The 21,681-nt window shown below is 65.0% G+C and carries 20 protein-coding genes and 1 pseudogene; 15 read left to right on the top strand and 6 right to left on the bottom strand.

The annotated features are described in order from the left end of the window. Nucleotides 1–18: 18 nt before the first annotated feature. From MAAFP003_RS28285 to MAAFP003_RS28265, 5 genes are read left to right on the top strand one after another with little or no spacing between them, the layout of a single operon-like run. The gene (locus MAAFP003_RS28285; RefSeq protein ID WP_036473793.1) at nt 19–621 is read left to right on the top strand and encodes a flavin reductase family protein; all 603 of its coding nucleotides are present in this window, start codon (nt 19–21) and stop codon (nt 619–621) included. Further along, complete coding sequence (locus tag MAAFP003_RS28280; RefSeq protein WP_036473791.1) at nt 621–1,784, top strand: acyl-CoA dehydrogenase family protein; 1,164 nt, start codon at nt 621–623, stop codon at nt 1,782–1,784. The genes MAAFP003_RS28285 and MAAFP003_RS28280 overlap by 1 nt, the downstream gene beginning before the upstream one ends. Nucleotides 1,785–1,795: 11 nt before the next feature. Then, nucleotides 1,796–2,725, top strand: coding sequence for an LLM class F420-dependent oxidoreductase (locus tag MAAFP003_RS28275; RefSeq protein WP_096290769.1), 930 nt, complete (start codon nt 1,796–1,798; stop codon nt 2,723–2,725). A 13-nt stretch (nt 2,726–2,738) separates the two neighbouring features. Continuing rightward, nucleotides 2,739–3,476 (top strand): alpha/beta fold hydrolase, encoded by a 738-nt coding sequence (locus MAAFP003_RS28270; RefSeq protein WP_036473789.1) that lies wholly within the window; start codon nt 2,739–2,741, stop codon nt 3,474–3,476. A gap of 7 nt (nt 3,477–3,483) precedes the next feature. Further along, a complete protein-coding gene (locus tag MAAFP003_RS28265; RefSeq protein ID WP_036473788.1) occupies nt 3,484–4,332 on the top strand; it encodes a thioesterase family protein in 849 nt (282 codons plus the stop codon). Nucleotides 4,333–4,339: 7 nt separating this feature from the next. On the opposite strand, the gene MAAFP003_RS28260 is transcribed toward MAAFP003_RS28265, so the two are convergent. Beyond that, complete coding sequence (locus MAAFP003_RS28260; RefSeq protein ID WP_036473786.1) at nt 4,340–5,569, bottom strand: CaiB/BaiF CoA transferase family protein; 1,230 nt, start codon at nt 5,567–5,569, stop codon at nt 4,340–4,342. Between the two features lie 147 nt (nt 5,570–5,716). On the opposite strand from MAAFP003_RS28260, the gene MAAFP003_RS28255 reads away from it, so the two are divergent. The 6 genes and pseudogenes from MAAFP003_RS28255 (at nt 5,717) to MAAFP003_RS28230 (ending at nt 14,029) form a co-directional block, all read left to right on the top strand. Further along, nucleotides 5,717–8,155: a CaiB/BaiF CoA transferase family protein gene (locus tag MAAFP003_RS28255; protein ID WP_036473784.1), complete on the top strand. Its 2,439-nt coding sequence runs from the start codon at nt 5,717–5,719 to the stop codon at nt 8,153–8,155. Next, a complete protein-coding gene (locus MAAFP003_RS28250) occupies nt 8,152–9,720 on the top strand; it encodes an acetyl-CoA acetyltransferase (protein ID WP_036473782.1) in 1,569 nt (522 codons plus the stop codon). Before MAAFP003_RS28255 ends, MAAFP003_RS28250 begins: the two co-directional genes overlap by 4 nt. Continuing rightward, nucleotides 9,721–10,140, top strand: a pseudogene (locus MAAFP003_RS30205) (NAD-dependent epimerase/dehydratase family protein); the annotation flags it as partial. Between the two features lie 46 nt (nt 10,141–10,186). After that, nucleotides 10,187–10,954, top strand: a complete 768-nt coding sequence (locus tag MAAFP003_RS28240; protein WP_232232254.1) for a hypothetical protein — start codon at nt 10,187–10,189, stop codon at nt 10,952–10,954. A 5-nt stretch (nt 10,955–10,959) separates the two neighbouring features. Then, a complete protein-coding gene (locus MAAFP003_RS28235; protein ID WP_232232268.1) occupies nt 10,960–12,516 on the top strand; it encodes a wax ester/triacylglycerol synthase family O-acyltransferase in 1,557 nt (518 codons plus the stop codon). 442 nt (nt 12,517–12,958) lie between these two features. Next, nucleotides 12,959–14,029 carry an alpha/beta fold hydrolase gene (locus tag MAAFP003_RS28230; protein WP_051641703.1) on the top strand — a complete coding sequence of 357 codons (1,071 nt, stop codon included), beginning with the start codon at nt 12,959–12,961 and terminating at the stop codon, nt 14,027–14,029. A gap of 25 nt (nt 14,030–14,054) precedes the next feature. On the opposite strand, the gene MAAFP003_RS28225 is transcribed toward MAAFP003_RS28230, so the two are convergent. Both MAAFP003_RS28225 and MAAFP003_RS28220 read right to left on the bottom strand, forming a co-directional pair. Then, nucleotides 14,055–14,354: a hypothetical protein gene (locus MAAFP003_RS28225; protein WP_036473777.1), complete on the bottom strand. Its 300-nt coding sequence runs from the start codon at nt 14,352–14,354 to the stop codon at nt 14,055–14,057. Between the two features lie 96 nt (nt 14,355–14,450). Next, on the bottom strand, nt 14,451–14,918 hold the full coding sequence (locus tag MAAFP003_RS28220) for a hypothetical protein (protein WP_036473775.1): 468 nt from the start codon (nt 14,916–14,918) through the stop codon (nt 14,451–14,453). 174 nt (nt 14,919–15,092) lie between these two features. Here MAAFP003_RS28220 and MAAFP003_RS28215 point away from each other — a divergent pair, with 174 nt between their 5' ends. After that, nucleotides 15,093–15,866, top strand: a complete 774-nt coding sequence (locus MAAFP003_RS28215; protein WP_330981754.1) for an SDR family NAD(P)-dependent oxidoreductase — start codon at nt 15,093–15,095, stop codon at nt 15,864–15,866. Nucleotides 15,867–16,120: 254 nt separating this feature from the next. On the opposite strand, the gene MAAFP003_RS28210 is transcribed toward MAAFP003_RS28215, so the two are convergent. Next, complete coding sequence (locus MAAFP003_RS28210; RefSeq protein ID WP_133160897.1) at nt 16,121–16,510, bottom strand: hypothetical protein; 390 nt, start codon at nt 16,508–16,510, stop codon at nt 16,121–16,123. A gap of 439 nt (nt 16,511–16,949) precedes the next feature. Between MAAFP003_RS28210 and MAAFP003_RS28205 the strand changes: the two genes are divergently transcribed. The 3 genes from MAAFP003_RS28205 to MAAFP003_RS28195 are packed head-to-tail and all read left to right on the top strand — an operon-like array spanning nt 16,950 to nt 20,054. After that, nucleotides 16,950–18,143, top strand: coding sequence for a cytochrome P450 (locus MAAFP003_RS28205; protein ID WP_036473771.1), 1,194 nt, complete (start codon nt 16,950–16,952; stop codon nt 18,141–18,143). Beyond that, a complete protein-coding gene (locus tag MAAFP003_RS28200; RefSeq protein ID WP_036473769.1) occupies nt 18,143–19,372 on the top strand; it encodes a CaiB/BaiF CoA transferase family protein in 1,230 nt (409 codons plus the stop codon). Before MAAFP003_RS28205 ends, MAAFP003_RS28200 begins: the two co-directional genes overlap by 1 nt. 13 nt (nt 19,373–19,385) lie before the next feature. Next, nucleotides 19,386–20,054 (top strand): TetR/AcrR family transcriptional regulator, encoded by a 669-nt coding sequence (locus tag MAAFP003_RS28195; protein ID WP_232232253.1) that lies wholly within the window; start codon nt 19,386–19,388, stop codon nt 20,052–20,054. 27 nt (nt 20,055–20,081) lie between these two features. Here MAAFP003_RS28195 and MAAFP003_RS28190 read toward each other — a convergent pair whose 3' ends face one another. Both MAAFP003_RS28190 and MAAFP003_RS28185 read right to left on the bottom strand, forming a co-directional pair. Beyond that, the gene (locus MAAFP003_RS28190; RefSeq protein WP_084163691.1) at nt 20,082–20,879 is read right to left on the bottom strand and encodes an alpha/beta fold hydrolase; all 798 of its coding nucleotides are present in this window, start codon (nt 20,877–20,879) and stop codon (nt 20,082–20,084) included. Between the two features lie 46 nt (nt 20,880–20,925). Beyond that, complete coding sequence (locus tag MAAFP003_RS28185) at nt 20,926–21,678, bottom strand: enoyl-CoA hydratase-related protein (RefSeq protein ID WP_036473763.1); 753 nt, start codon at nt 21,676–21,678, stop codon at nt 20,926–20,928. Nucleotides 21,679–21,681: the final 3 nt, after the last annotated feature.

Here is a 21,681-nt window from a genome sequence, read left to right as displayed (position 1 = left end):
ACAAAAGGGGCGAAAGACATGACGTTAGACTTCGCGGCCGCCGACAAGGTACTGGCCGGACTACGGCCATTTCCGGTGGCAGTAACCACGATTGACGACAGCGTTGACCCCCCATTCTTGAATGGCCTGATGTCGCTGTCGGCCGGCTCGGCTAGCATCGTGCCCGAACTGCCACGCGCTACGGTCAGCCTGACCAAATACAACAAGACCCACGACATGCTGGTCAACTCGGGCATTTTCGTGATGCATATGCTGTCGGCCGGTCCCGACGAGATCGACAAGTCCATGGAAATCCTGATGACACTTGGCGGCAGTTCGGGCCGCGATGGCGACAAGATGTCGAAGCTGCGCACCAAGCCGGGTGTGACTGGCGCGCCGATCCTGCTCGATGCCCACAGCTACGTGGAGTGCCGCATCACCGGATCGTTGGACAATGATGAGAACACCATCTTCGTCGGCGACGTCGTGGCCGCGGAGGTGTTCAGCTCCGCGCAGCGGCTGCGGATCGGTGAAGCGTGGGGCAAACTGCCACCCGACTGGATCGAGCGATACGAGGCGAATCACGAGCCGCAGCTGCAGAGCGCGCGGGACCTGCGGGCTGCCGCTGCGGCACGGGTCTAATGGCCCAAGAGCCTTCTGGCGCGTGGCAGCTGCCCGAAGAATTGGTGATGCTGCGCGACACAGTGCGGCGGTTCATGGCTGCGCAGGTGCATCCACTCGAAGAGAAGCTGGAACACGACGCGGTCGGGTTACCTCGCGAACAGCTGGTGGAGTTTCAGGCGAAAGCCAGGGAGCTCGGACTGTGGGCGCTGCAGACGCCGGCCGAGTACGGCGGCGCCGGGCTCAGCGTGCTCGGCCAAGTCGTGGTCGCCGAAGAAGCCGCGAAATGCCGTATGGGAGCCTTCTTTCCGGCCCTCGGTGCGTTCGGCGGCAACCCGCCCAACATCATGTTCAAGGCGTCTGCGGAGCAGTTCGACAGATACGCCAGGCCCATCATCGACGGCACCATGTCCAAGGCGTACACCGCGATCACCGAGGCTTCAGGTGGGTCGGATCCGGCGCGGGCGATCAAACTCAAGGCGGTGCGTGACGGCGACGGCTACGTGCTCAACGGTTCGAAGATGTGGATTTCGCACGCCCCTGATGCCGATTGGGGTGTGGTGTACGCCCGCACCGGTGAGGGGGGCCAGGGTATCTCGGCATTCATTCTCGAGAAGGACACCCCGGGCGTCACGTTCAGCCGCATCCCTGTGATGGCATCGTTTGCCCCGTATGAGTTGCACTTCGATAATGCGCGGGTACCCGCGGACCGACTGATCGGTGATGAGGGTCAGGGTCTTTCGCTGGCGAACGAGTTCCTGGTACACGGCCGCATCGTGTACGGGGCCGGCCCGATCGGCATCGCGCAGAGCGCATTGGACATGACCTGCCAATGGGCCAAGGACCGGGATGTCTTCGGCGGCAGACTTGCTGATAAGCAGGGCGTCAAGTGGATGCTTGCGGACAGTGAGGTAGACCTGCGGGCCGCCCGGCTGCTGATCTACCAGGCCGCCTGGAACGCCGACCTCGGCCGCGACGTTCGAGTAGACGCCTCGGCGGCCAAGATGTTCGCCACCGAGGCAGCCTACCGAGTTCTGGACCGCTGCATCCAGACTCACGGCGCCCTGGGAATCTCCACCGAACTGCCGCTGGAAAGATGGTTTCGCGACCTTCGGGTCAAGCGGCTCGGGGAAGGCGCCACCGAAGTGCAGCGCGAAGTCATCGCGCGATCACTGGTGAAATAGTCGCTGCGACAATGGAGCTGAAAGGGGCCGAAGTGCGCTACAACCTGATGTTCCCGATGCGGGCCGTCAAGCACTGGAACAGGTGGTGCGAGGGCGTGGGCATCGGCGATGTCGCACAATTGGTGGAAGACGCAGGCTTCGACGGCTTTTCGATGTCCGAACACCCATATCCCGATCGGGAGTGGTTGGCTCGCGGCGGCCACCACGCTTTCGATCCGTTCGTGTCGCTGAGTTTCGCGGCGGCCGCCACCACCCGCATCCGATTGATGACCTACATCCTGGTGTCGGGTTATCGCAACCCCTACCTGACGGCAAAGGCCGCAGCGAGCTTCGATCTGCTCTCAGGTGGTCGGTTCACATTAGGCACGGGAGCCGGCTATCTCAAGGCCGAATTCCAGGCGTTGGGAGCCGACTTCGACCGGCGCGGCGCGCTGCTCGACGAGGCAATCGCCGCCTGGAGGGCGACCTGGGCGGGGGTCGACCACGACGGGCCGGAGTGCGGGGTCAGCGGACATGTCGCGCTGCCACCGCCGCTGACGACGGGCGGTCCGCCGATCTGGATCGGCGGAAACGGCGCGGCCGCGCAGCGCCGGGTCATCGAGGTCGCCGACGGCTGGATGCCGATGGCCGCTTCGGGCGAGATGGCTGCGATCACCCGCTCCCGGCCCCTGGAAGACATCGAGACGCTTGGCGAGTGGGTCGCGAGAGTGAACAAGCAGCGCGCGGAGTCCGGCCGCGACGCTGCCGACGTTGCCTTCGTCCCGTTCGAAGCAGACCTGCTGGCCAGCGGTGACTGCACCGGGTTTTGTGCCGCGGTGCGGCCCCGGCTGGATGCCTACGCCGAGGCGGGCGTCACGTGGATCACCATCGAGCCGGCCAGCAGGAGCTACACCGACTTCCGCGCCGACATCGACACGTTGAGCTCCCGGTTGATCGACTGATGAGGGTCCGACCATGACTCTGCCCGACCTGGTGCTCGTCCATGGCGGCGAGCACGCCGGCGACTGTTGGGATCTCGTCGTCGCCGAAATACACCGTCGAGAACCGGGATTGCGCACTCTCGCGGTGGATCTGCCCGGGCACGGCAACAAGCCAGGTGACCTCGCGACCGTGACGATCTCCGAGTGGGTGGACTCCGTCATCGCCGACATCGAGGAAGCGCGGCTAGGTGACATCGTGATCGTGGGCCACTCGATGGCGGGGGTAACGGTCCCCGGCGTCGTCGCTAAGCTCGGTTCCTCCAGAGTCCGGGAGATGATTCTGGCAACGGCATTCGTTCCGCCTCAGGGCTCGGCCATCGCGGACACACTCGGTGGGCCGCTAGCGCTCTTCGCTCGGCGCGCCGCCCGTATCGGCAGACCCATGAAGCTTCCAACGCCGGCGGCACGCTGGGCGTTCTGCAACGGCATGACCCCCGCGCAGCGCCGATTGGCGATGTCGAAGTTGCATGCCGAGTCGGCGCGGATACCCGGTGAGCCGGTGGACCGTAGCGGACTACCCGCCGACGTCCCACGCACCTGGATACTGACCACCCGCGACCGGGCCCTGTCCGTGGCATCGCAGCATGCAAGCATCGCCGCCCTGGGCGGGGTGGACACCGTCATCCCCGTTGATGCCTGCCACGAATTGATGTTCAGCGATCCGGAACGTGTGGCGCAGATACTTATCGAGCGATGCCGGTTACGGGGGTAGGGATCAAGTGGAGGACTCATCAGCGAAGCCGGCCCACGCCGCGCCGACCTGCTTCTTCGTCACCGACGGAAACGCTTACGTACCAACCCGATTGACGCAAGGACCCTGGGGTCCGTCAATCAGCGGTAACTACATCGGCGGGTTGCTGGCGCGAGCGGTCGAGCAAGAAGTCGACGACGCCGACATGCAGCCCGCCCGGCTGACGGTGGATCTGCTGAGGCCGGTGGCGCTGCAGCCCCTGCAGATGCACTCGTCGGTGGTGCGCGAGGGCCGGCGACTTCGCGCGGTCGACGCGGTCATGACTCAGAACGACGTTGTGGTGGCCCGCGCCAGTGCGTTGTTCCTTCGCCGCAGCGAGCATGCCGTGGACACGGTGTGGACGTCGCCGATCAGCATGCCCTCAGTACCGGCGGAACCCGACGCGTTGGCCGACGATGTCCCCATGGTGCTGCATTCGTTCGGCCGGGACCCGGTCGCGGGCAGTCCTGGTGTCGGAGTCACCGAATGGCGACACCATGGGCAGAAGTTCGTCTGGCTGCGGGAGACCAAGCTGCTCGTCGACGACGAGCCACTGTCGCCCTTCACCCGCGCCGTCATGGCCGGGGACGTCACCAGTTCGTTAACCCACTGGGGCACTGAAGGCTTGCAGTTCATTAACGCCGACTACACCGTCACGCTCAGTCGCTTGCCGCAAGGCGTCTACATCGGGTTGGCGTCGATGACGCACTACAGCCACGCAGGGGTCGCCACCGGCGTGGCGACGCTATTCGACGACAAAGGACCCATCGGCAGCGGTATGGCAACGGCGTTGGCGAACCCGGGATTCACGCCACCACCGTCGATAGTGTTGGGCTGACCAGCGCTCAGGTGATGGCGCCCTCGATCTTCAGTTCGATCAAGTCGTGATCGTTCATGCCGAGTTCCCGCAGCACCTCATCGGTGTGCTCGGCGAACATCGGCGCCCGGGTCAGGTGGGCCGCCGCCTCATCGAACTTCACCGGGTTCGCCACGAGCCGTTGCTGATTGCCCTGGGCATCCCGAAGGTCGGCGATGCGGCCGTTGGCGATCAACGACTCGTCGTGGGCGACCTCCCAGGCGTCCTGCACCGCAGACCACTGGCCCTTGAGAAGGCTCAGCAGTCGCGTGCACTCGTCGAAGGTCCGCGATCCGATCGCGTCTGCGAGCAGCGCGGCGGCGTCATCGGCGTGGGTCGCCAACGACTCGAGCGAAGCGAATCGCTCGTCCGCGGCGGCTGCGTCGAGTCCGAAGAGTCGACAGACGGATGCCCAGTACCGACTGGGCTGGAGCATCGAAAGCTGGATGAAGCGGTCGTCCGAGCATCGGTAGGCGCCGGTGAGCGGGTTGCCCAGGGTTTGGGTCCGCTGGTCGATCTTTGGCAGCGGGCAGCCGTAGAGCATCGCGAGGTTGACGCTGGACTGGTTGGCCCACGCCCCGACCGCCAGCAGCGATACGTCGATGACGGACGTCTGCCCGGTCGTCTGCCTGCCGTAGAGGGCAGCGGCGACGGCGCCGGCGATGGTGATGCCGCCGATGTTGTCGCCGAAGGCACCCGCCGGCATGCCCGTCGGCACCTCGGATCCCGTCGGCGTGACCCCATCAGCGTTGCCGGCCCGCGCCCAGAACGCCGTTGCGTCGCGCGCGCGCGTCTCACGGTCAGGCCCTTCGCTCCCGAATCCGCTGCCCGCCACGTAAACGATCGCCGGATTGATACGCCGTACCTCATCGAGGTCGATCCGTAGCTTCGCCCGCGCCTGCGGCAACAGGTTGGTCAGAAAGACGTCGCTGCGCCGGACGAGCTCTTCGAACACTGGCCGTGTCTGTTTCAACGCCAGAGACAGTCCGACACTGCGCTTGCCACGGTTGGGGGCCTCGACCGTGGGTGAGAACGAGACTCCCGGTGTGGCGGCGGAGCGGCCGGCGACGGTGACGAGTCCCCGTTGCGCGTCTCCTGTGACCGGATTCTCGATCTTGATGACGTCGGCGCCCCAGTCGGCAAGGACCGCTCCCGCAGAAGGCACAAAGGTGAATTGCGCGACCTCGAGGACGCGCACACCGGTCATCGGCTTCTGCACCCGTTCACCTCTGTCCTGCTGGCCGCGCCGCCTAGTGCCAACATAGGTTACTAGGTAAGCAATGTCGAGGTCTACTATCGGGTCAAGATGTTCGACAAATTCCGACCGCAGACCGAAAGAGGCGCAACGACATGGAGACGGACGACGATGTCGACACCATCGGGTGATGGTCCGAGGCACGAGTTGCCCCTGAGTGGGACGCGGGTCATCGACCTGACGGATGGTGTCGCCGCCTCGTCGACACGGCTGCTGGCCGAGCTGGGCGCTGACGTGGTGCTCGTCGAGCCGCCTGAGGGACTCGCGTCACGACGTGCACACCCGCAACATGACCGTCTCGGACTTCCTTTTCTCACCGCACATGCCAACAAACGGGGCGTAGTCCTCGACTTGAGAACCGACCGGGGTCGCGCCGCCCTGCTGTCGCTCGTGGATCGCGCCGACATAGTCGTGGAATCCCTGCCTCCCGGAACGCTGGACGGCCTTGGCGTGGGGCCCAGTGTCATGCGAGAGCGCAACCGCGCACTCGTCGTGGTGTCGATTACCGCCTTCGGGCAGACCGGCCCCTACCGCGACTGGCGAGGCACTGAGGCAGTGCAGATGGCGATGTCGTCCGCCTTGACCCGATCCGGCGCTCCGGATCGCGAGCCCCTATTGCCGCCGGGCGATTTCGCCACCGAGGCCGGCGCCGTGCAGGCGGCGTACGCCGCGCTGATCGCCTATTATCGCGCGCTCGAGTCCGGCCTCGGCGACTACGTCGACTGCGCCCTGCACGACATGGCCGTGCAAGGGCTCGACCCGGGCTTTGGGATGGCCGGCACCGCCACCATGGGCCGCCCGATCTCCGAGCTTCCACCGGGGCGACCGGACGCGCGAATGCTCTACCCGATCTTCGCGTGCGCCGACGGCCACGTACGGCTGTGCATGCTTGCGCCCAAGCATTGGCGGGCGATGTTCATCTGGCTTGGAGAGCCCCAGGAGTTCGCGGACCCGTCGTTCGAGCAACTCATCACCCGGTTCACGTCCTGGGACACACTCCGCAAAGTGATCGCCGACCTGTTCGCCGACAAGACTCGCGATCACATCGTCGCGCGGGCAAGCGAACTCGGTATCCCCATCGCAAGTGTGAACACGCCCGCCGAAGCCGCAACCAGCGATCATGCCACGAGCCGCAGGGCGTTCGTCGATGCCGAAGTCGCACCCGGGCTCGTCGGTCGGATGGCCAACGGTTACCTGGAATTCGGTGGCGAACGCGCTGGATTCCGTTTTCGGGCACCCACTTTGGGTGAGCACACCGACGAAGTGCTCAGCGGTGTCGGTGGCGGTGTGCCGGCTGGATCTGCGAGTTCACCTTCGCCTGCGGCCAGCCTGCGCCCGCTGGAAGGGCTTCGCGTCCTGGACCTCGGGGTGATTGTGGTAGGCGCCGAAACGGGACGCTTGCTCGCCGACCAGGGGGCCGAGGTCATCAAGGTCGAGAACCGGGCGTTCATGGATGGGGCGCGTCAGGCCGACACCCCGGAACGGGTTAGCCATGCCTTCTCAGTGGGTAACCGAAATAAGCTGAGCTTGGGCCTGAATCTGCGGGATCCGCGTGGTGCCGAACTGATGCGGGGCCTGATCGCCAAGTCGGATGTGCTGTTGACGAACTTCAAGCCCGGCACGATGGAGTCTCTGGGATTCGACGACGACACTCTGCGCGAGCTGAATCCCGCCATCGTAGTGGTTGAAAGCAGTGCGTTCGGCAGCAGCGGACCGTGGAGCAAGCGTATGGGTTACGGCCCGCTGGTGCGGGCGGCAGTTGGGCTGACCACCCTGTGGCGGCACCCGGATGCACCCGAAGGGTTCGGCGACGACATGACCGTCTACCCCGATCACGCCGCGGCACGGGTCGCTGTGGCAGCCATCATCGCCGCCCTGGTGGCCCGCCGACGCAGCGGCAAGGGCACGAAAATCACCGTGGCGCAGATGGAGACGGTTTTCGTCCAGTTGTGCACCGACTATCTGCGCGAATCGCTGCAGCCAGGCACGATGACCGCCCGGGGCAACGTCGGTGAGTTCGACGCGCCGTCCGGGGTATATCGCTGCGACGGTGAGGACGCCTACTGCGTCGTGGGGGTCGACGGCGATGCCGATTGGATCAATCTGGCCGCGGCCATCGGTAGAGACGATCTCGCCCGTCGCGACGACCTGCGCTCAGCCGACGGCAGGCTGGCTCACCGCGAGGAGCTCGATCGAGCCGTCGGGCAGTGGGCGTTGCCGCTCGATCCCCGGGATGCCGCCGCACAACTGCAGGCTGTCGGCGTCGCGGCCGGCGCGGCTGTGCACGTCAAGGACCTGCTCGACGATCCGCAGCTTGCGCATCGACACGCGCTGGGCCAACTGCGGCAGCCTGGTTGGGACGAGCCGCTCACTGTCGAGACCGGCATCGCGCTCTTCGATTCGATCGCGCCACCGCTATTGAACCCGGCACCAACCATGGCACAAGACACCCGATCGGTGTGCCATGCCGTGCTGAAACTCAGTGACACCGAGATAGATCAGCTTGCTCGGGAGGGCGTCCTCGAATTGTCCGAAGGGACAACGGGATGAGCGATTCCATCGATCCCCACACACCGGTGATCGTAGGTGTCGGTCAATTCAGCGAGCGGATCGATGATCCCGACTACCGGGGATTGTCGGCGGTCGAGCTGGCCAGCGAGGCCGCGCGTGCCGCACTTCGCGACTGCGGTGCCGACGCGACCGCTGCTGCTCGCCGGATCGACACAATCGCCGGAGTGCGCCAGTTCGAAATCTCCACCCCGTGGGCGACGGCGCCGTTGGGGAAGGCCACGAACTACCCGCGGTCCGTCGCGCGACGCATCGGGGCGAGTCCCGCCGACGCCATCCTGGAGGTGGTGGGCGGCCAGAGCCCCCAGCACCTCGTCAACGAAATGTCGGCAGCCATCGCCGCCGGCGAGCGAAACGTCGTTCTGTTGTTGGGGTCTGAAGCCATCTCCACTGTCCGTCATCTGGCGTCCGCTGACGACAAGCCCGATTTCTCCGAAGTCGTCGACGGACAATTGAACGACCGCGGATACGGACTGGAAGGCATGAGCGGCGCGGAATTCGTCGCCCACGGGCTGGTCGACGCGGCGTCGCAGTACGCACTGCTGGAGAATGCCCGCCGGGCGCGGCTGGGGTTGACTCGCGAGCAGTACCGCCAACAGATGGCTCAGCTGTTCGCTCCGCTCAGCACCGTCGCCGCCAGAAACCCGTTCGCGGCGTCGCCGGTCGAACGCAGTGTCACCGAGGTGGCCACGATCACCCCGTCCAACCGCTTGATCGCCGACCCGTACCCGCGGTTGATGGTGGCCCGCGACCAGGTGAACCAGAGTGCCGCAGTGCTCGTAATGACGGTGAGCGCCGCCACCGAACTCGGTGTGCCTGAGGATCGTTGGGTGTTCCTGCATGGACACGCAGACCTACGCGAACGAGTTCTGCTGGAGCGACCTGATTTGAGTCGGGCACCATCGGCCGTGGCGGCAACGCTGGAAGCACTGCGTGTCGCCGACATCGACGTGGACGGGATAGCTACGTTTGACCTGTACAGCTGCTTCCCGATCGCCGTGTCCAATGTGCTTGAGGGACTCGGTCTTTCGGCTGATGATCCTCGGGGATTGACTCTGACTGGTGGGCTGCCCTACTTCGGCGGCGCAGGCAATAACTATTCGATGCACGCCATCGCCGAGACGGTCCGTGCGATGCGCGAACGCCCGGGCTCGCACGGGCTGGTCGGCGCCAATGGCGGGACCTTGTCGAAGTATTCGGTCGGCATCTACTCGACGACTCCTCGTACTTGGCGAGCCGACCGAAGTGCCGCCCTCCAGTCAGAGCTGCAAGCTCGGCCCGTCGCCGAGGTGGCACAGGCCCCGGAGGGAGACGCTCGCATCGAGACATACACGGTTCGCTACACCAAATCGGGTCCCGCCGGCATCGTCGTCGGCCGCGTCGATGCGGACGACCGCCGCTTCCTGGCCAACCCCGGTGAGGGCGACCAGGACCTTCTCGACCTGCTCATCGACGGCGAACCGATCGGCGCCCCGATCGTGGTGCGGCCGGACCCGACCGGCAACAAGGCGGCGCTGAGCACTGCCGGAATTCGGAGGGTGCGTTAGATGAAAGTTCTGGTGACCGGGGCGACGGGACCGTTCGGCCGTGCCGTGTGTCGGCGCCTGGTCACCGCAGGCCATGACGTCACCGCCATGGCTCGCAACCGGCCGCAGACTCTTGTTGACGGTGTCGCCTTCACGGCCGGCGACGTCCGTGACGCCCGTGCGGTGACCGACGCGGTGTCTGGATGTGACGCAGTCGCGCATTTGGCGTGGGTCGTCGCTCCACTCAGGACCGAGGCCGCTACCGAGGAGATCAATCTCGGCGGGACCCAGAATGTGTTGGACGCGATGGCCGCAACGGGCTGTCAACGGCTGGTGTTCTCATCGTCAGTGCTCGCGTACGGAGCCGTGCCCGGTCATCCACCGACGCTGACCGAGACCGACGAGCGGCGACCGCCTCGCGAGCACTTCTACGCAGCGCACAAAAAAGCGGGCCGAGGACCTGATCGACCGCAGCGGGGTAGACGCGGTGATAGTGCGTGCGGGCATCATCGCCGGACGCGACGTCGACAACACCATCTTCCGGTTTTTCTCCAGTCCGGCATTGCCGGTTCCCGACCCAGACCGTCACCAACAGTTCGTGCACACCGACGACGTTGCGCGTTTCACCGCAGAGGCGGTGTCGCACACCCATACCGGTGCGGTCAACATCACCGGCACAGGCACTCTCACCATGCGCGAGATCGCACACATCATCGACCGGCCGCTCATCCGGGTCCCTGAGCGGGCCCTTCGAACGGCAATCAGCGCGGCCTGGAAGCTCGGAGTCAGCGAGCTGGCGCCCGGCGAGATCGGTGGCCTGCTGTACATGCCGATCGTCGACACCACCCGACTCCACGACGAGTGGGGGTTCACCTGCGCGTGGTCGAGCAGGGCCGCCCTCGAGGACATGGCTCGCGCCGCCCACGGCGTGGTCTCCTTGGGCAAAAGGACTGTCACGTTGCCCTGGCGGGTATCTCCCGGTTCAACCGAACATGTAGGTCCACTGCGCGCAATCCTGTTGCGGCGCACCTACGCAGACGAAGTAGACCGCGTCGTCCGCGATATCGAGCAGCTCGTTTTGGAGGGCAGGACGGAAGAAGGGCCCACAGCGGCTGCTCGCCGGCAGCTGATTCTGGATATGGCGGAACACAGCACGCTACTGGCCCGCATCGGTGACCAAGCGCGCCTGCCCGCGCATCTGGTGGCACGGGCAACCCAGGCCAGCGCGGCTGCAAAGGAAGGGATTTCACCGTGAAGCAGATGAATGGGCTCGACCGGATGTTCATCAATGTCGAGACAGCGAGGTTGCCGATGGACATGTTCGGCATCCTGATGCTGGACCCGTCTACCGCACCCGACGGGCACGATTTCGCCAGGTTTCGCGCCGAGATGGCGGCGCGACTGCCCAAGATCCCGGTGTTCGCCCGTCGTGCGGTGTCCGCACCCTTCGGCGCCGGCCACGAACACTGGATCGTCGATCCGAATTTCACCATCGACCGCCACCTCAAACACCTCGGCGCCCCCGCCCCGTACGATCTGTCGGCGTTGTGCGAGTTGGCCGTATCCCTCGCCGATGAACCACTGGACCGAACCCGTCCGCTCTGGCAGATGTACTACGTCGACGGACTTGCCGACGGGTCAGCAGCAATCCTGCTCCGACTGCATCACGCCGCGATCGACGGCGTCGGTGGCACCGAGATGCTGAGTGAGCTATTCGATAGGGCACCCCTGCCGATGGACCCTGACCTGGCAGCCTACAGAGTCAACGGGGAGCGGGTGCCGTCTCAAGTGGAGATGCTGCTCCGTTCCGTTCCGGATCAGATGCTCATACCCGTCAAGCTTGCTCAGCGCTCGGTTCCCATCGCCATCCCGCTGTTGAAGGGTTTGCTGTCCCGCGCCTCCTCGGCGGGCCGAACCACTGCCAAGCCCGACGTGGACGAAGCATCGCCTCCGGAGAAGAAGTCGCCCACCGGCCCTTCCCCCGCCGCATCCCGAAACTTGCTGAACCGGTTGACGTCTAGCCCCAAACGTTCGCTTGCCGTCGCGTCCCTGTCGATGTCGGAGGTGAAGCGGGCCAAGGATCGGTTCGGGGTGACGCTCAACGACGTCGTGCTGTCGATCACGAGCGCCGCCGTTGCAGACTATCTTCGGGACCGCGACGAGTTGCCCGGCGAGCCGTTGCGCATCGCTGGGCCGGTGAACGTTCGCGATGAAGCCGCCGAATCCGCCAGCGGCAACCACTTCGCGTTCATGATGGTGCCGGTACCTGACATCGCCGACCCAGTAGAACGCATCCGCACGGTGTCCGCTTTGACAGCCAAACGTAAGCCGGCACGCGCCAGCTCCGGGGCCACAGTGACGCGCACCAACCGCAAACCCACCGGCACCGTCAGCCAGGTGATGAAGCTGATCGACGCACTGCCAACCGGCGCATGGCTGGCATTGGGTCAGCTGGTGAATTCTCCGGCCGTCGAAGCCGTCCCGCCCATCGCGAACTTCGTGGTATCCAACATTCCCGGGCCGAGGGACAAGCTCTATATCGCAGGGGCCGAAATCACTCACATGTACGGACGGACCATGGTGGGAGCAGGCATCGGTCTATTCATCCACTGCCTCAGCTACGGCGACAGCCTTGATTTCGGGTTCACCGCGCTGGCCGACCTCATTCCGGACCCGGAAACAATCGTCAAGGGCGTGCATCGGCATCTGTCGGAGCTGCTGAACGCTCCAGCGCAAGGTTCGGACCAACGCACTGGTCTCGCCGCCCGCCGCGAGACGAAGGCTGCTGTCGCACAACGCAACAAGGTCAAGAGTTAGTGCTCGGCGAGTCCGTCCACCACATCCACAAAGGAGCCTCTGTATTGGCAGCACGCCAAGTGCCATCAAGAGCTGAAGTAGCGTTACTGGCCGACTCTAGGGGTCCGCAGCCGGCGAAATCTGGGCCGTCCAGTAACTGCCGCCACGGCATGAGCACCAAACCCCGGGGAAACCCGCCTGCGATTGTCGCGGCGTTGGTGACGAGTCGACGAATCAGCGCGTCGCGAAGCGCATTGACCACCGGCGTCTCCTTTTCGTCCTGTCGCGCCACGGTTCTGAGGCGAGTCGCGCCTTCGCTTCGACAGCCACCGAGAAGGGTTGCCTTGCGCGGGATCCCAGATAACACGAAGATGAGCCGACCGCATCGGCGGGCTTCGACCGAGACTAGTACAGCGCTGGCTGCACCGACAGTGAGAGTGATATACCAAGTTGAGGTGCCCGAATGGTGATGGCGGCCACAAATCGGACACAGGTGCCTCCGGGCTCCCGTATCAGGTTCGCACATCACCTCATTGAACTCGGTGACGGTCGGCGCGTCGGAGTTTCGGTCGGTGGCCACGGTGTCCCCTTGGTCTTCTTCCACGGGATCGGGATGAACCGGCGCGTGTACATGAAGCTGCTCAGCCGGCTTCCCCAGCTGGGATTTCTGGTAGTCGCCATCGATGCGCCAGGGCACGGGGAGACGTTCGCACCCAGAATTGGCGAGCACACGTTCGCCCACCGAATCGCAGTCACGGAACGGATTCTGGAAGGTCTCGGTATCGAGCGGGCCGTTCTCGTCGGTCACAGCATGGGTGGTCGCACCGCCGCAGAACTGGCCGCGAGACATCCGGAACGCGCGCTCGCGGTAGTCCTCATCGATCCCGCGATCGGCGCGGCCTTCGACGCGTCACGGGTGCGCATCGCATCACCGATGCGAACCGGCGCTGCGCTCGCCGCGGCGGTCGGCGACACAATCGTCGACCGGGTGGGGTTACGCCGTCGCGATCAGGTCCGCTACATGCGCACGCTGAGCAAACTGTTCTTCAACACGGCCGCCCATCCGGCGACATTCGCCTCCGCGGCGAGAGCAGTTGCCCGGGCTGACGACAGCGCGAACGCGCTGAAAGCGCTATGTAGGGCCAAGGCTCGGGTCGTCATCTTCCACGGCGAGCAGGACAAGATCGTCCCTCTCGCGTCCGCAGTCGATGCGGCACGTCTTAGTGGAGCGTTGTTGGTGACGCTGCCCAAGGCCTATCACTCATGGGTGCTCAACACCCCGTGGACCTTCACTGAGATCCTCAGCCGGCTGATCGCCGAGAACCGGCTCGGCGAGGACCTACGATCGGCAACGTCACCGCCGAGGCGGGGTGTCGGACCTGACAGCGAAGGTATGTCTCGCCCCGACGCGCTGGTTCACGGCCTAATCCCCCAGATCAGCGTCCTTGGCAAGGCGTATCCGCAACGGCGCCGCATGTACCACCGGTATCGAATCTGGGATCCCCAGGAGGTAGCGGACTTTGCAGCGAGTTAAGCCCCGACGAAGACTGTCTTCTGACCTATCGAGATTCGGTGTGCAGAGCCTGGGAGATCGGAATGGCCACCGCTGCACACGTCACCAGCATGACGAGCCCGCCGAGCGCTTGATCCCAGGCGACCGAAATCTTCAGCGGGCCAGCGGCGCCCGGGCCGCCCCACGCACCGAATACGGACAGCAGCCCGACGAGCGCGGCGATTTCTTGCGCTGCGAGTAACGAGATGCGACGAATCTTCAACGGAAGGACTGCGGCTGTCCGAAGCACGACAAACCAATACGCTATGCCGATCATCGATGCGCCAATGGCGAGCCACAACGGCACGACATTCCTTGCCCCTCCGTGGTGATGTCCTCCCGGAAGGTGGATCGCGATGAGCAGTGCCGCGTAAGCCAGCGCCGATCCCCCGCTCAACAAGATCTAACCAGCACGGCGGCAACCGGTGCGCCCCGTATCTGCGGCGGACGGCAGGACCGTGAGTATCCAGAGCGGGACCGCAACCAACTGCACCTCGAGAACAATCATGCCGACCAAATGCGACTGCGCAGCGAGCACACGAACTGGGTGAGACGCCATGCAAATAATGGCGGCGGCGGCGCCCACCACGGTGACGATGATTTGTCGGCGCAACACCCACCAGATGAACGCGGCTACGGCCAGCACACCGACAGTGAACACCGGCCACGTCCAATGCAGATGTGGCGCAGACGGTTTCGGCACGTCTGACATCGGCGCCATACCGTGCGTCGGTGCCATGCCCTGCTCATGGCGGTGCCCCGCAGGGCGGTCGGTCCAGACCAAGATGCGGGCCAGCACGAGTCCGCCGACGAGCTCTGCCGCTGCGATGATCCAGGTACGCGCCAGCGGAGCGCCGCGCCAGTCAGTCATGCGCTGACCCCCGCCAGACAACCAACGCCTCTTTCCCCGACAGGCCATCCACGTGGCTGAGTATATGGTCAACTAGGTTTGATAAGTGCGATCCGTCGAGATCAATCCCGTCTGGCACCGAGTCCGGCTGCCGGACGCGTCGCAGTGGTGGCAATGCCCGACATGGAGGTCCGCGTGACGTCTCTGCAGACTCCCGGCGAGCTCTTCGATCTGAGCGGCCAGGTTGCCGTCGTGACCGGAGCGTCCAGCGGGCTCGGCGACCGGTTCGTCCGTGTGCTGCACGCCGCGGGTGCCTCGGTCGTCGCCGTGGCCCGGCGCTCGGATCGACTCGCCGCGCTCGCGGCCGAACTCGATCGCGTGCTCCCGGTCACCGCCGATCTAGCCGACGACTCCGCAGTCGAGGAGATCGTCCCGCAGACGATGCAGCGCTACGGCCGGCTCGACATCGTTGTGAACAATGCCGGCTTCGGCTCCCCCCAACCAGCGGTTGAGGAACCTATCGATGCCTTCCGGCGCACCTTGGAGGTCAATCTGGTCGGCGCCTTTCATCTCGCCAGGCTGGCCGCCGTGCCGATGATCGCCACGGGAAGTGGCTCGATCATCAACGTCTCCTCGATCCTCGGTCTCGTCGCCGCCTGGCCGATCCCGGACGCCTCGTACAGCTCCTCGAAGGGAGCCCTGGTCAGCCTCACCCGTGACCTCGCATGCCAATGGGCACGACATGGAATACGGGTCAACGCTCTGGCGCCGGGCTTCTTCCCCAGCGAAAGCTCGGCTCCGATGATGGAGGACGAAGCAAGCCGGCGCTATCTGCGCACGGGGTGCCCGATGGGACGAATGGGTGAACCCGACGAGCTCGACGGAGCCCTCCTGTATCTGGCGTCGCGGGCCTCGACATACATGACCGGGCAGGTGCTGACCGTGGACGGCGGGTGGACGGCGCATTGATGGTACCGAGGTCGGCGCCAGCCGTCCGCAGGTAGGAGGCGACGATGACTTTTCTGGCTGGCTGTCGGGTGGTGTTGGATCTGGACTGACGAACGCGAGCTGTTGACCGGACCACAGCGCCGACTGGGCTCGCGCCACCGGCACGCACGACATGTACGTCAATGCGCTTACGCTACTGCGCATTTGGGAATGCAGCGTCCGCGACTGGCTCGGCCTCATTACGCTCGATCGCCGAGCCGGTTCGAATGGGTGCGCTACTCCTCGTGCTCTTGGCGGTCAATGATCAGGTCGGACAACTCGACGGCGTTCAGCGACACGTAATCGCCCGTTTCGAGATCTTCGAGGATGACACGCGGCTCCGACCCGTTTCTGTCGAGCCACAGCCGCACAGCGGCGGCCCTGTCGATGAGGATTGCCAACTCGCGGGGTTGCCGTCTCTTCAACTTTTCCCAGCTGCTGCGGACGGAATCGACCCGGCCGATAGTGCCATCGCGAGAACCGACCGAGAAGGCCGCCGCGTCGCACCGGTAGCGACGGTCCATCATTTCCGGCCCGCGAGCAGGTCGTTCACTCGGCTGGTTCGCGAAGGGCGCATCCGGATCGATCGAGTCATCCTCCGGCACGTCTTTCATCGGCCAACCCATTGTGATTCCTCCACCCGGTGACGGGCTCGCCCTGTCGCCATCCGATCAATTGCGACCGTCGCAGCTCGACCGCTCGTGGCATCGCACGTCGCCAGCGGCACTGCTGTCGTTTTGTAGCAACGTATCTTACTAAGTAGACCATGTAACCGTTGGCGTCGGCCCTCACTGGGCGGCGAGCTCGCCACTCCAGCGAGGCCAAAACAGGACTGACCGAGGATGATTGGCGGCCGAATTGGCCCTGTGGGACACGACCGCAACGAAAACACATCCAGCACCGGGCTCAGCGACGTTCTGGACTGTGCCGATCCGATGGCCGACCCAACGTCGAGCCAGCTGTGACCTGGGTCTCGCCCAGCACCACTGCGCCTGATACTCTCGACTCGTCCAGTCGCAGGAATGCGCCATCAATCGACGATAATCGCAGGACCTCGGAGGAAACGTGACAACGAGCGAGCAGGCGGCGACGGTGCCGGTCGTCACCTTCGACTACACCACCACTGAGCCCGAGGGAACGTGGTTCGCTAAATACGATGAGCTGCGCGCTCAGTTTCCTTGGTACCGAAACGAATTTGGGCCTGGCTTCTGGACGGTCTGCAACTACGAGGGAATCCTGCAGATCATGCAGAACCCGGAGGCCTTCTCCAACAGCGTGGTTACCGCGCTGGATCCGAATCCACCGATCAAGTGGATACCGGAGATGCTGGACGGGGAGGAGCACAGGCAGTGGCGGCGCCAGCTAGGTCCGCTGTTCTCCCCTGGCGCAGTCGAGAAGCTCGAGTCCACGGTGCGCCAGCGCGCGATCGACCTCATCGACGGCCTCGTCAGTCGCGGCTCCTGCGACTTCATGGCCGACTTCGCCGCCCGCTTCCCCACCACGATCTTTCTGGAAATGATGGGACTGCCTGTCGAGGAACTCGACGAGTTCCTTGCATGGGAACACGACATCTTGCACGCCGGCGGTAGCGACGAGGAGAAGCTGCGCACGCAAATGACCGCGATGATGTCGGTGATGGGCCGGTTCACAACGGTCATCGCCGAGCGTCGCGAAGAACCGCGCGACGACATCGTCAGCAAGGCCCTGACCTACGAGATCGACGGCGAGCCGGTCACCGACCAGGATCTGTTGTCCTTCTGCCTGCTGATGTTCATGGCGGGCTTGGACACCGTCTCGGTCACTCTTGGCTGGATGTTTCTTCATCTGGCCCGCAACGACGACGACCGGCACAGGATCGTGAACGAGCCGGCCGTCATCCCCAGCGCGGTCGAGGAGTTCGTCCGTGCCTACGCGATCGTGATCCCCGCCCGCAAGGTTATGCGGGACATCGACATTCAGGGCTGCCCGATGAAGGCCGGTGACATGGTGAACATCCCGCTGGCCGCGGCGACCCGCGACGATGCCGCCTTCACCGACGCGACGTCGGTGGACATCACCCGTAAACCGAACAACCACATCGGGTTCGGCGCTGGCCCGCACCGATGCCTCGGCTCACACCTGGCCCGTCAGGAACTCAGAATTGCCCTGGAGGAATGGCACAAGCGGATCCCTAACTACCGGGTGGCTCCGGACGCACAGATGCTCGAAAGCGGCAGCCAGCTGGGACTGGAGAGCCTTCCGCTGGTCTGGGACATCTGATGCGCAAGCCGCTCGACGGAGTTCGCGTGCTTGAGGTCGCGCAGTTCACCTACGTCCCCTCCGCCGGAGCCGTACTCGCCGACTGGGGTGCCGAGGTTATCAAGATCGAGCATCCCGTGACCGGCGATGCACAACGGGGGTTGGTCAAGGTGCTCGGCGCGGCGGCCACCAAACCAGGATCGACTTTCGCGCCGATCATGGAAGCGCCCAATCGCGGAAAACGCAGCGTCGGAATGGCACTGGACAACGCCGACGTGCGCCCAGAGTTCGACGAGTTGATCCGCCGCAGTGACGTCTTCCTCACCAACTACCTTCCTTCAGCACGGACGAAGCTGCACATCGACGTCGCCGACGTCCGAAAGGTCAACCCCGACATCATCTACGTGGCGGGCAGCGGATTCGGCATGAACGGACCCGACCGCGACGCGGGCGCCTATGACGCGACAGCGTTCTGGGCCCGCGGCGGCAGCGCCGACGGACTCAATCCACCAGATGCCGATCAGTCGGCGTTCATGCCCGCAGGCGCCTACGGCGACAACATCGGCGGCATCACCATCGCCGGGGGTGTGGCAGCGGCACTGTACGGCCGGCACGTCACCGGTGAGGCCTCGGTGCTCGACGTCTCCCTGCTCGCGGTCGGCGCTTGGGCTACCCAGTTCAGCGTCAACATGGCGATGTTGATGGGCGGACCGCTACCGAAGATCGAGCGCCGCACCCAAGCTCCGGGCAATCCTCTGACCGGCGCCTACCGCACCTCAGACGGGAGGTTCGTCCAGCTGTCGATGCTGCAGCCCACCCGGTACTGGCCGGAGTTCTGCCGGCTGATGGGCCTGGACCAATACATCGAGGACCCGCGGTTCGAATCACTGCAGGCGATGGCCGAGCACGCTGATCTCGCCTACGGCATCGTCCACGACGCCATCGCAAAGCTGACTTTCGCCGAGTGCAAGGAGGTACTGAGCCGGGGCACCGGACAGTGGGCACCGGTCCAGGACGCCTGGGAATTGGCCCACGACGAAGGACTGACCGCCAACGGTCGGATCGCCCACATCGTTGACGTCGAGGGAAATCCGCAACACTTGGTGACAAATCCGGTGCGGTTCGACGACGACCCTGCCGAACTGCAACGCGCCCCCCAGTTCGCCGAACACACCGACGACGTCCTCCGCGAACTCGGGGTGGACGACGAGCGCCTCATCGAATTGAAGATCGCCGGTGCCATCACCTAAGGCCGCCCCTTTGGTGACGACCCTCGACGACAAGGGCAGCGTCAAGGATCGGTTGATCCGCGCCGCGGACGCAGAGATCACCGCCTGCGGCATCAATGCCGTGCAGATGGACGTGGTCGCCAAGAATGCGGGCGTCTCCCGAGCCACCGCATTCCGCCAACTCGGCAGCGTCTCGGAGATGCTGGTGCAGGTCGCGCTGCTGCGAGCGCGCCGACACGTAGCGGCGGTAGAGGCGCTGATGGCTCCGAAGACCGGTGTCTTCGCCAAACTGGAAGCCGCTCTTGTGTATACGGCTCAGGAATTACCGTCAGATCCGTCGATTTCCGCTCTGATCGCCCGGGGTGCAGCCAGCGTGCACGACCCTCGGGTGCACCAGGTTGCCATGGATGTGATGGGTCCGGTGCTGGACGACGGCCAACGTAGCGGCCAGATACGCACCGACATCGACACCGACGAAATGGTCGACTTTCTGGTGGAGCAGACGTACCTCGCCGCCGAGGAGATCGATAGGTCCGTCGACGAGGTTCGGCGTCGCTTTCGCCATTTCATCGTCCCTGGGCTGGCCGCGCCGAAAGGCTTTGGCGGTGCACACATTTCGCGGACCATGGAGGTCCGGGGCGCGGTGACGACGGCGATTGAGGCACTGACCGATTTCGCCGACCTCTTGCGTCGCTCCGAGTGAGCGTGGCGGCACGTTCATTGCAGGCGGTCATCCGTTGCGGATCGCTGCTGCAAGTTGCCGGGGCGCATCAATCATGACAAAGGCTGAGCAGTCGGGGACCTCGATCAACGTGGCATGCGGGAACGCGTCGCGTAGTCGTCGAGCGTGACCCAGGGGAAACAGCTGATCCTCGGTGCCCCACGCCAAGGTGACGGGTCGGTCGAAAGCTTCGATCGCCGGCGCGGCGCGCAGTGTGAGAACCGGGTCCAATGAGGCGGTCACCGTGACGGCGTCGCGGCGGGCCGCCGCACTGGTGCCAAAGGCTCCGAAGATCTCCCGCTGCCGCTCAGGAGCGGGGGGGTGCTTGCACACCGCCTTGAGGAAGAATGCCTGCCCTGGTCCGCTGGCCAGCATGCGTACAACGGCACCACCCAGCGCGGTGCTGAAACGGCACAGCTTGACGATCTGCGCGAACGAGCCAGGCGGAAAGTGTTCGTAGCTGTCGCAATTGGTGAGCACCAAGCGGGCGATCCGGGATGTGTCCAGCGTTGGATCACCTAGCGACGCCAGCACCAGGCCGCCGCCGGTGTCGTTGGCCACCACAGTGACGTCGGTCAGATCGAGGACTTCCATGAAGTGGACGATGCGACGGGCGGCCGCCTCAGCGCCGAGGTCGGCACCGTCGGTGGCCGTGCGGTGGGCTCCCAGCGGCCAAGTGGGGGTGATGCAGCGGAAGCCATCCCCCAGTTCAGCCACGACGTCGTTCCACACTGCGCCGGTAACAAAGACGCCGTGCACGAACAGGATCGTCGGACCCGTTCCGCCGTCGGTGTATTCGATGTCCAAGCCGTCGACTCGTACCTTCTTGGTCGTCACGTCGGTTCTCCTTGCATCAATGTCCGCCAAACTCGGGGTGCCGTCGTTCCCGAAAGGCGCGCGCACCTTCTTTGAAGTCGGCAGATTCGATTAACGCCAACTGCCCCTCGGCTTCGATCGCTTGCACCGGCTCGAGTGCGCCGAGCGTCGCTGCGGCCAACGCGCGCTTGGTCCAGCCAAACGCCAACGTCGGACCGCCGGAGACCGACCGCAGAACGTCGGCCAGCACAGACTGGTAGTCGTCTTCGCCAGTCAAATAGGAGATCATTCCCCAGTCGAATGCCGTTGCCGCGGAAACTTTCTCAGCCGTCATCGCCATGCGCGCCGTGCGTGCTCGCCCGATCAACCCTGGCAGCAGCGCGGACGCACCGCCGTCCGGCATCAACCCGACCCGGGTGAAGGCCAACTGAAAGTATGCCGAGGGTACGGCCACCACCAGATCACAGGCCAGCGCGAGTGGGCATCCGAAGCCCACTGCAGCGCCGTTGACGCCGGCAACCACGGGCTTGGGCAGCCCGACGATCGCCCGCACGACCCGGTTCGCGGCTTCGGCGGCGCCTGCGGTATCACCACCGGTGAGGTCGCCACCGGAACAGAACGCTCGGCCGGCGCCGGTGAGCAGCACCGCGCGAACTGAGTCATCCGACCCGGCGCCGCGGATGTGCGCCGACAACTCATCGAGCATCGGTGTGTCGACGGCGTTGAGCTTCTCCGGCCGGTCCAGCCGGATCCGCAGCACAGTGCCGTCGCGCTCGGAGATGCCATTCACGAC

This window comes from Mycobacterium ahvazicum (assembly GCF_900176255.2).
GTDB lineage: Bacteria > Actinomycetota > Actinomycetes > Mycobacteriales > Mycobacteriaceae > Mycobacterium > Mycobacterium ahvazicum.
This window is presented reverse-complemented; position numbering and strand designations above follow the sequence as displayed.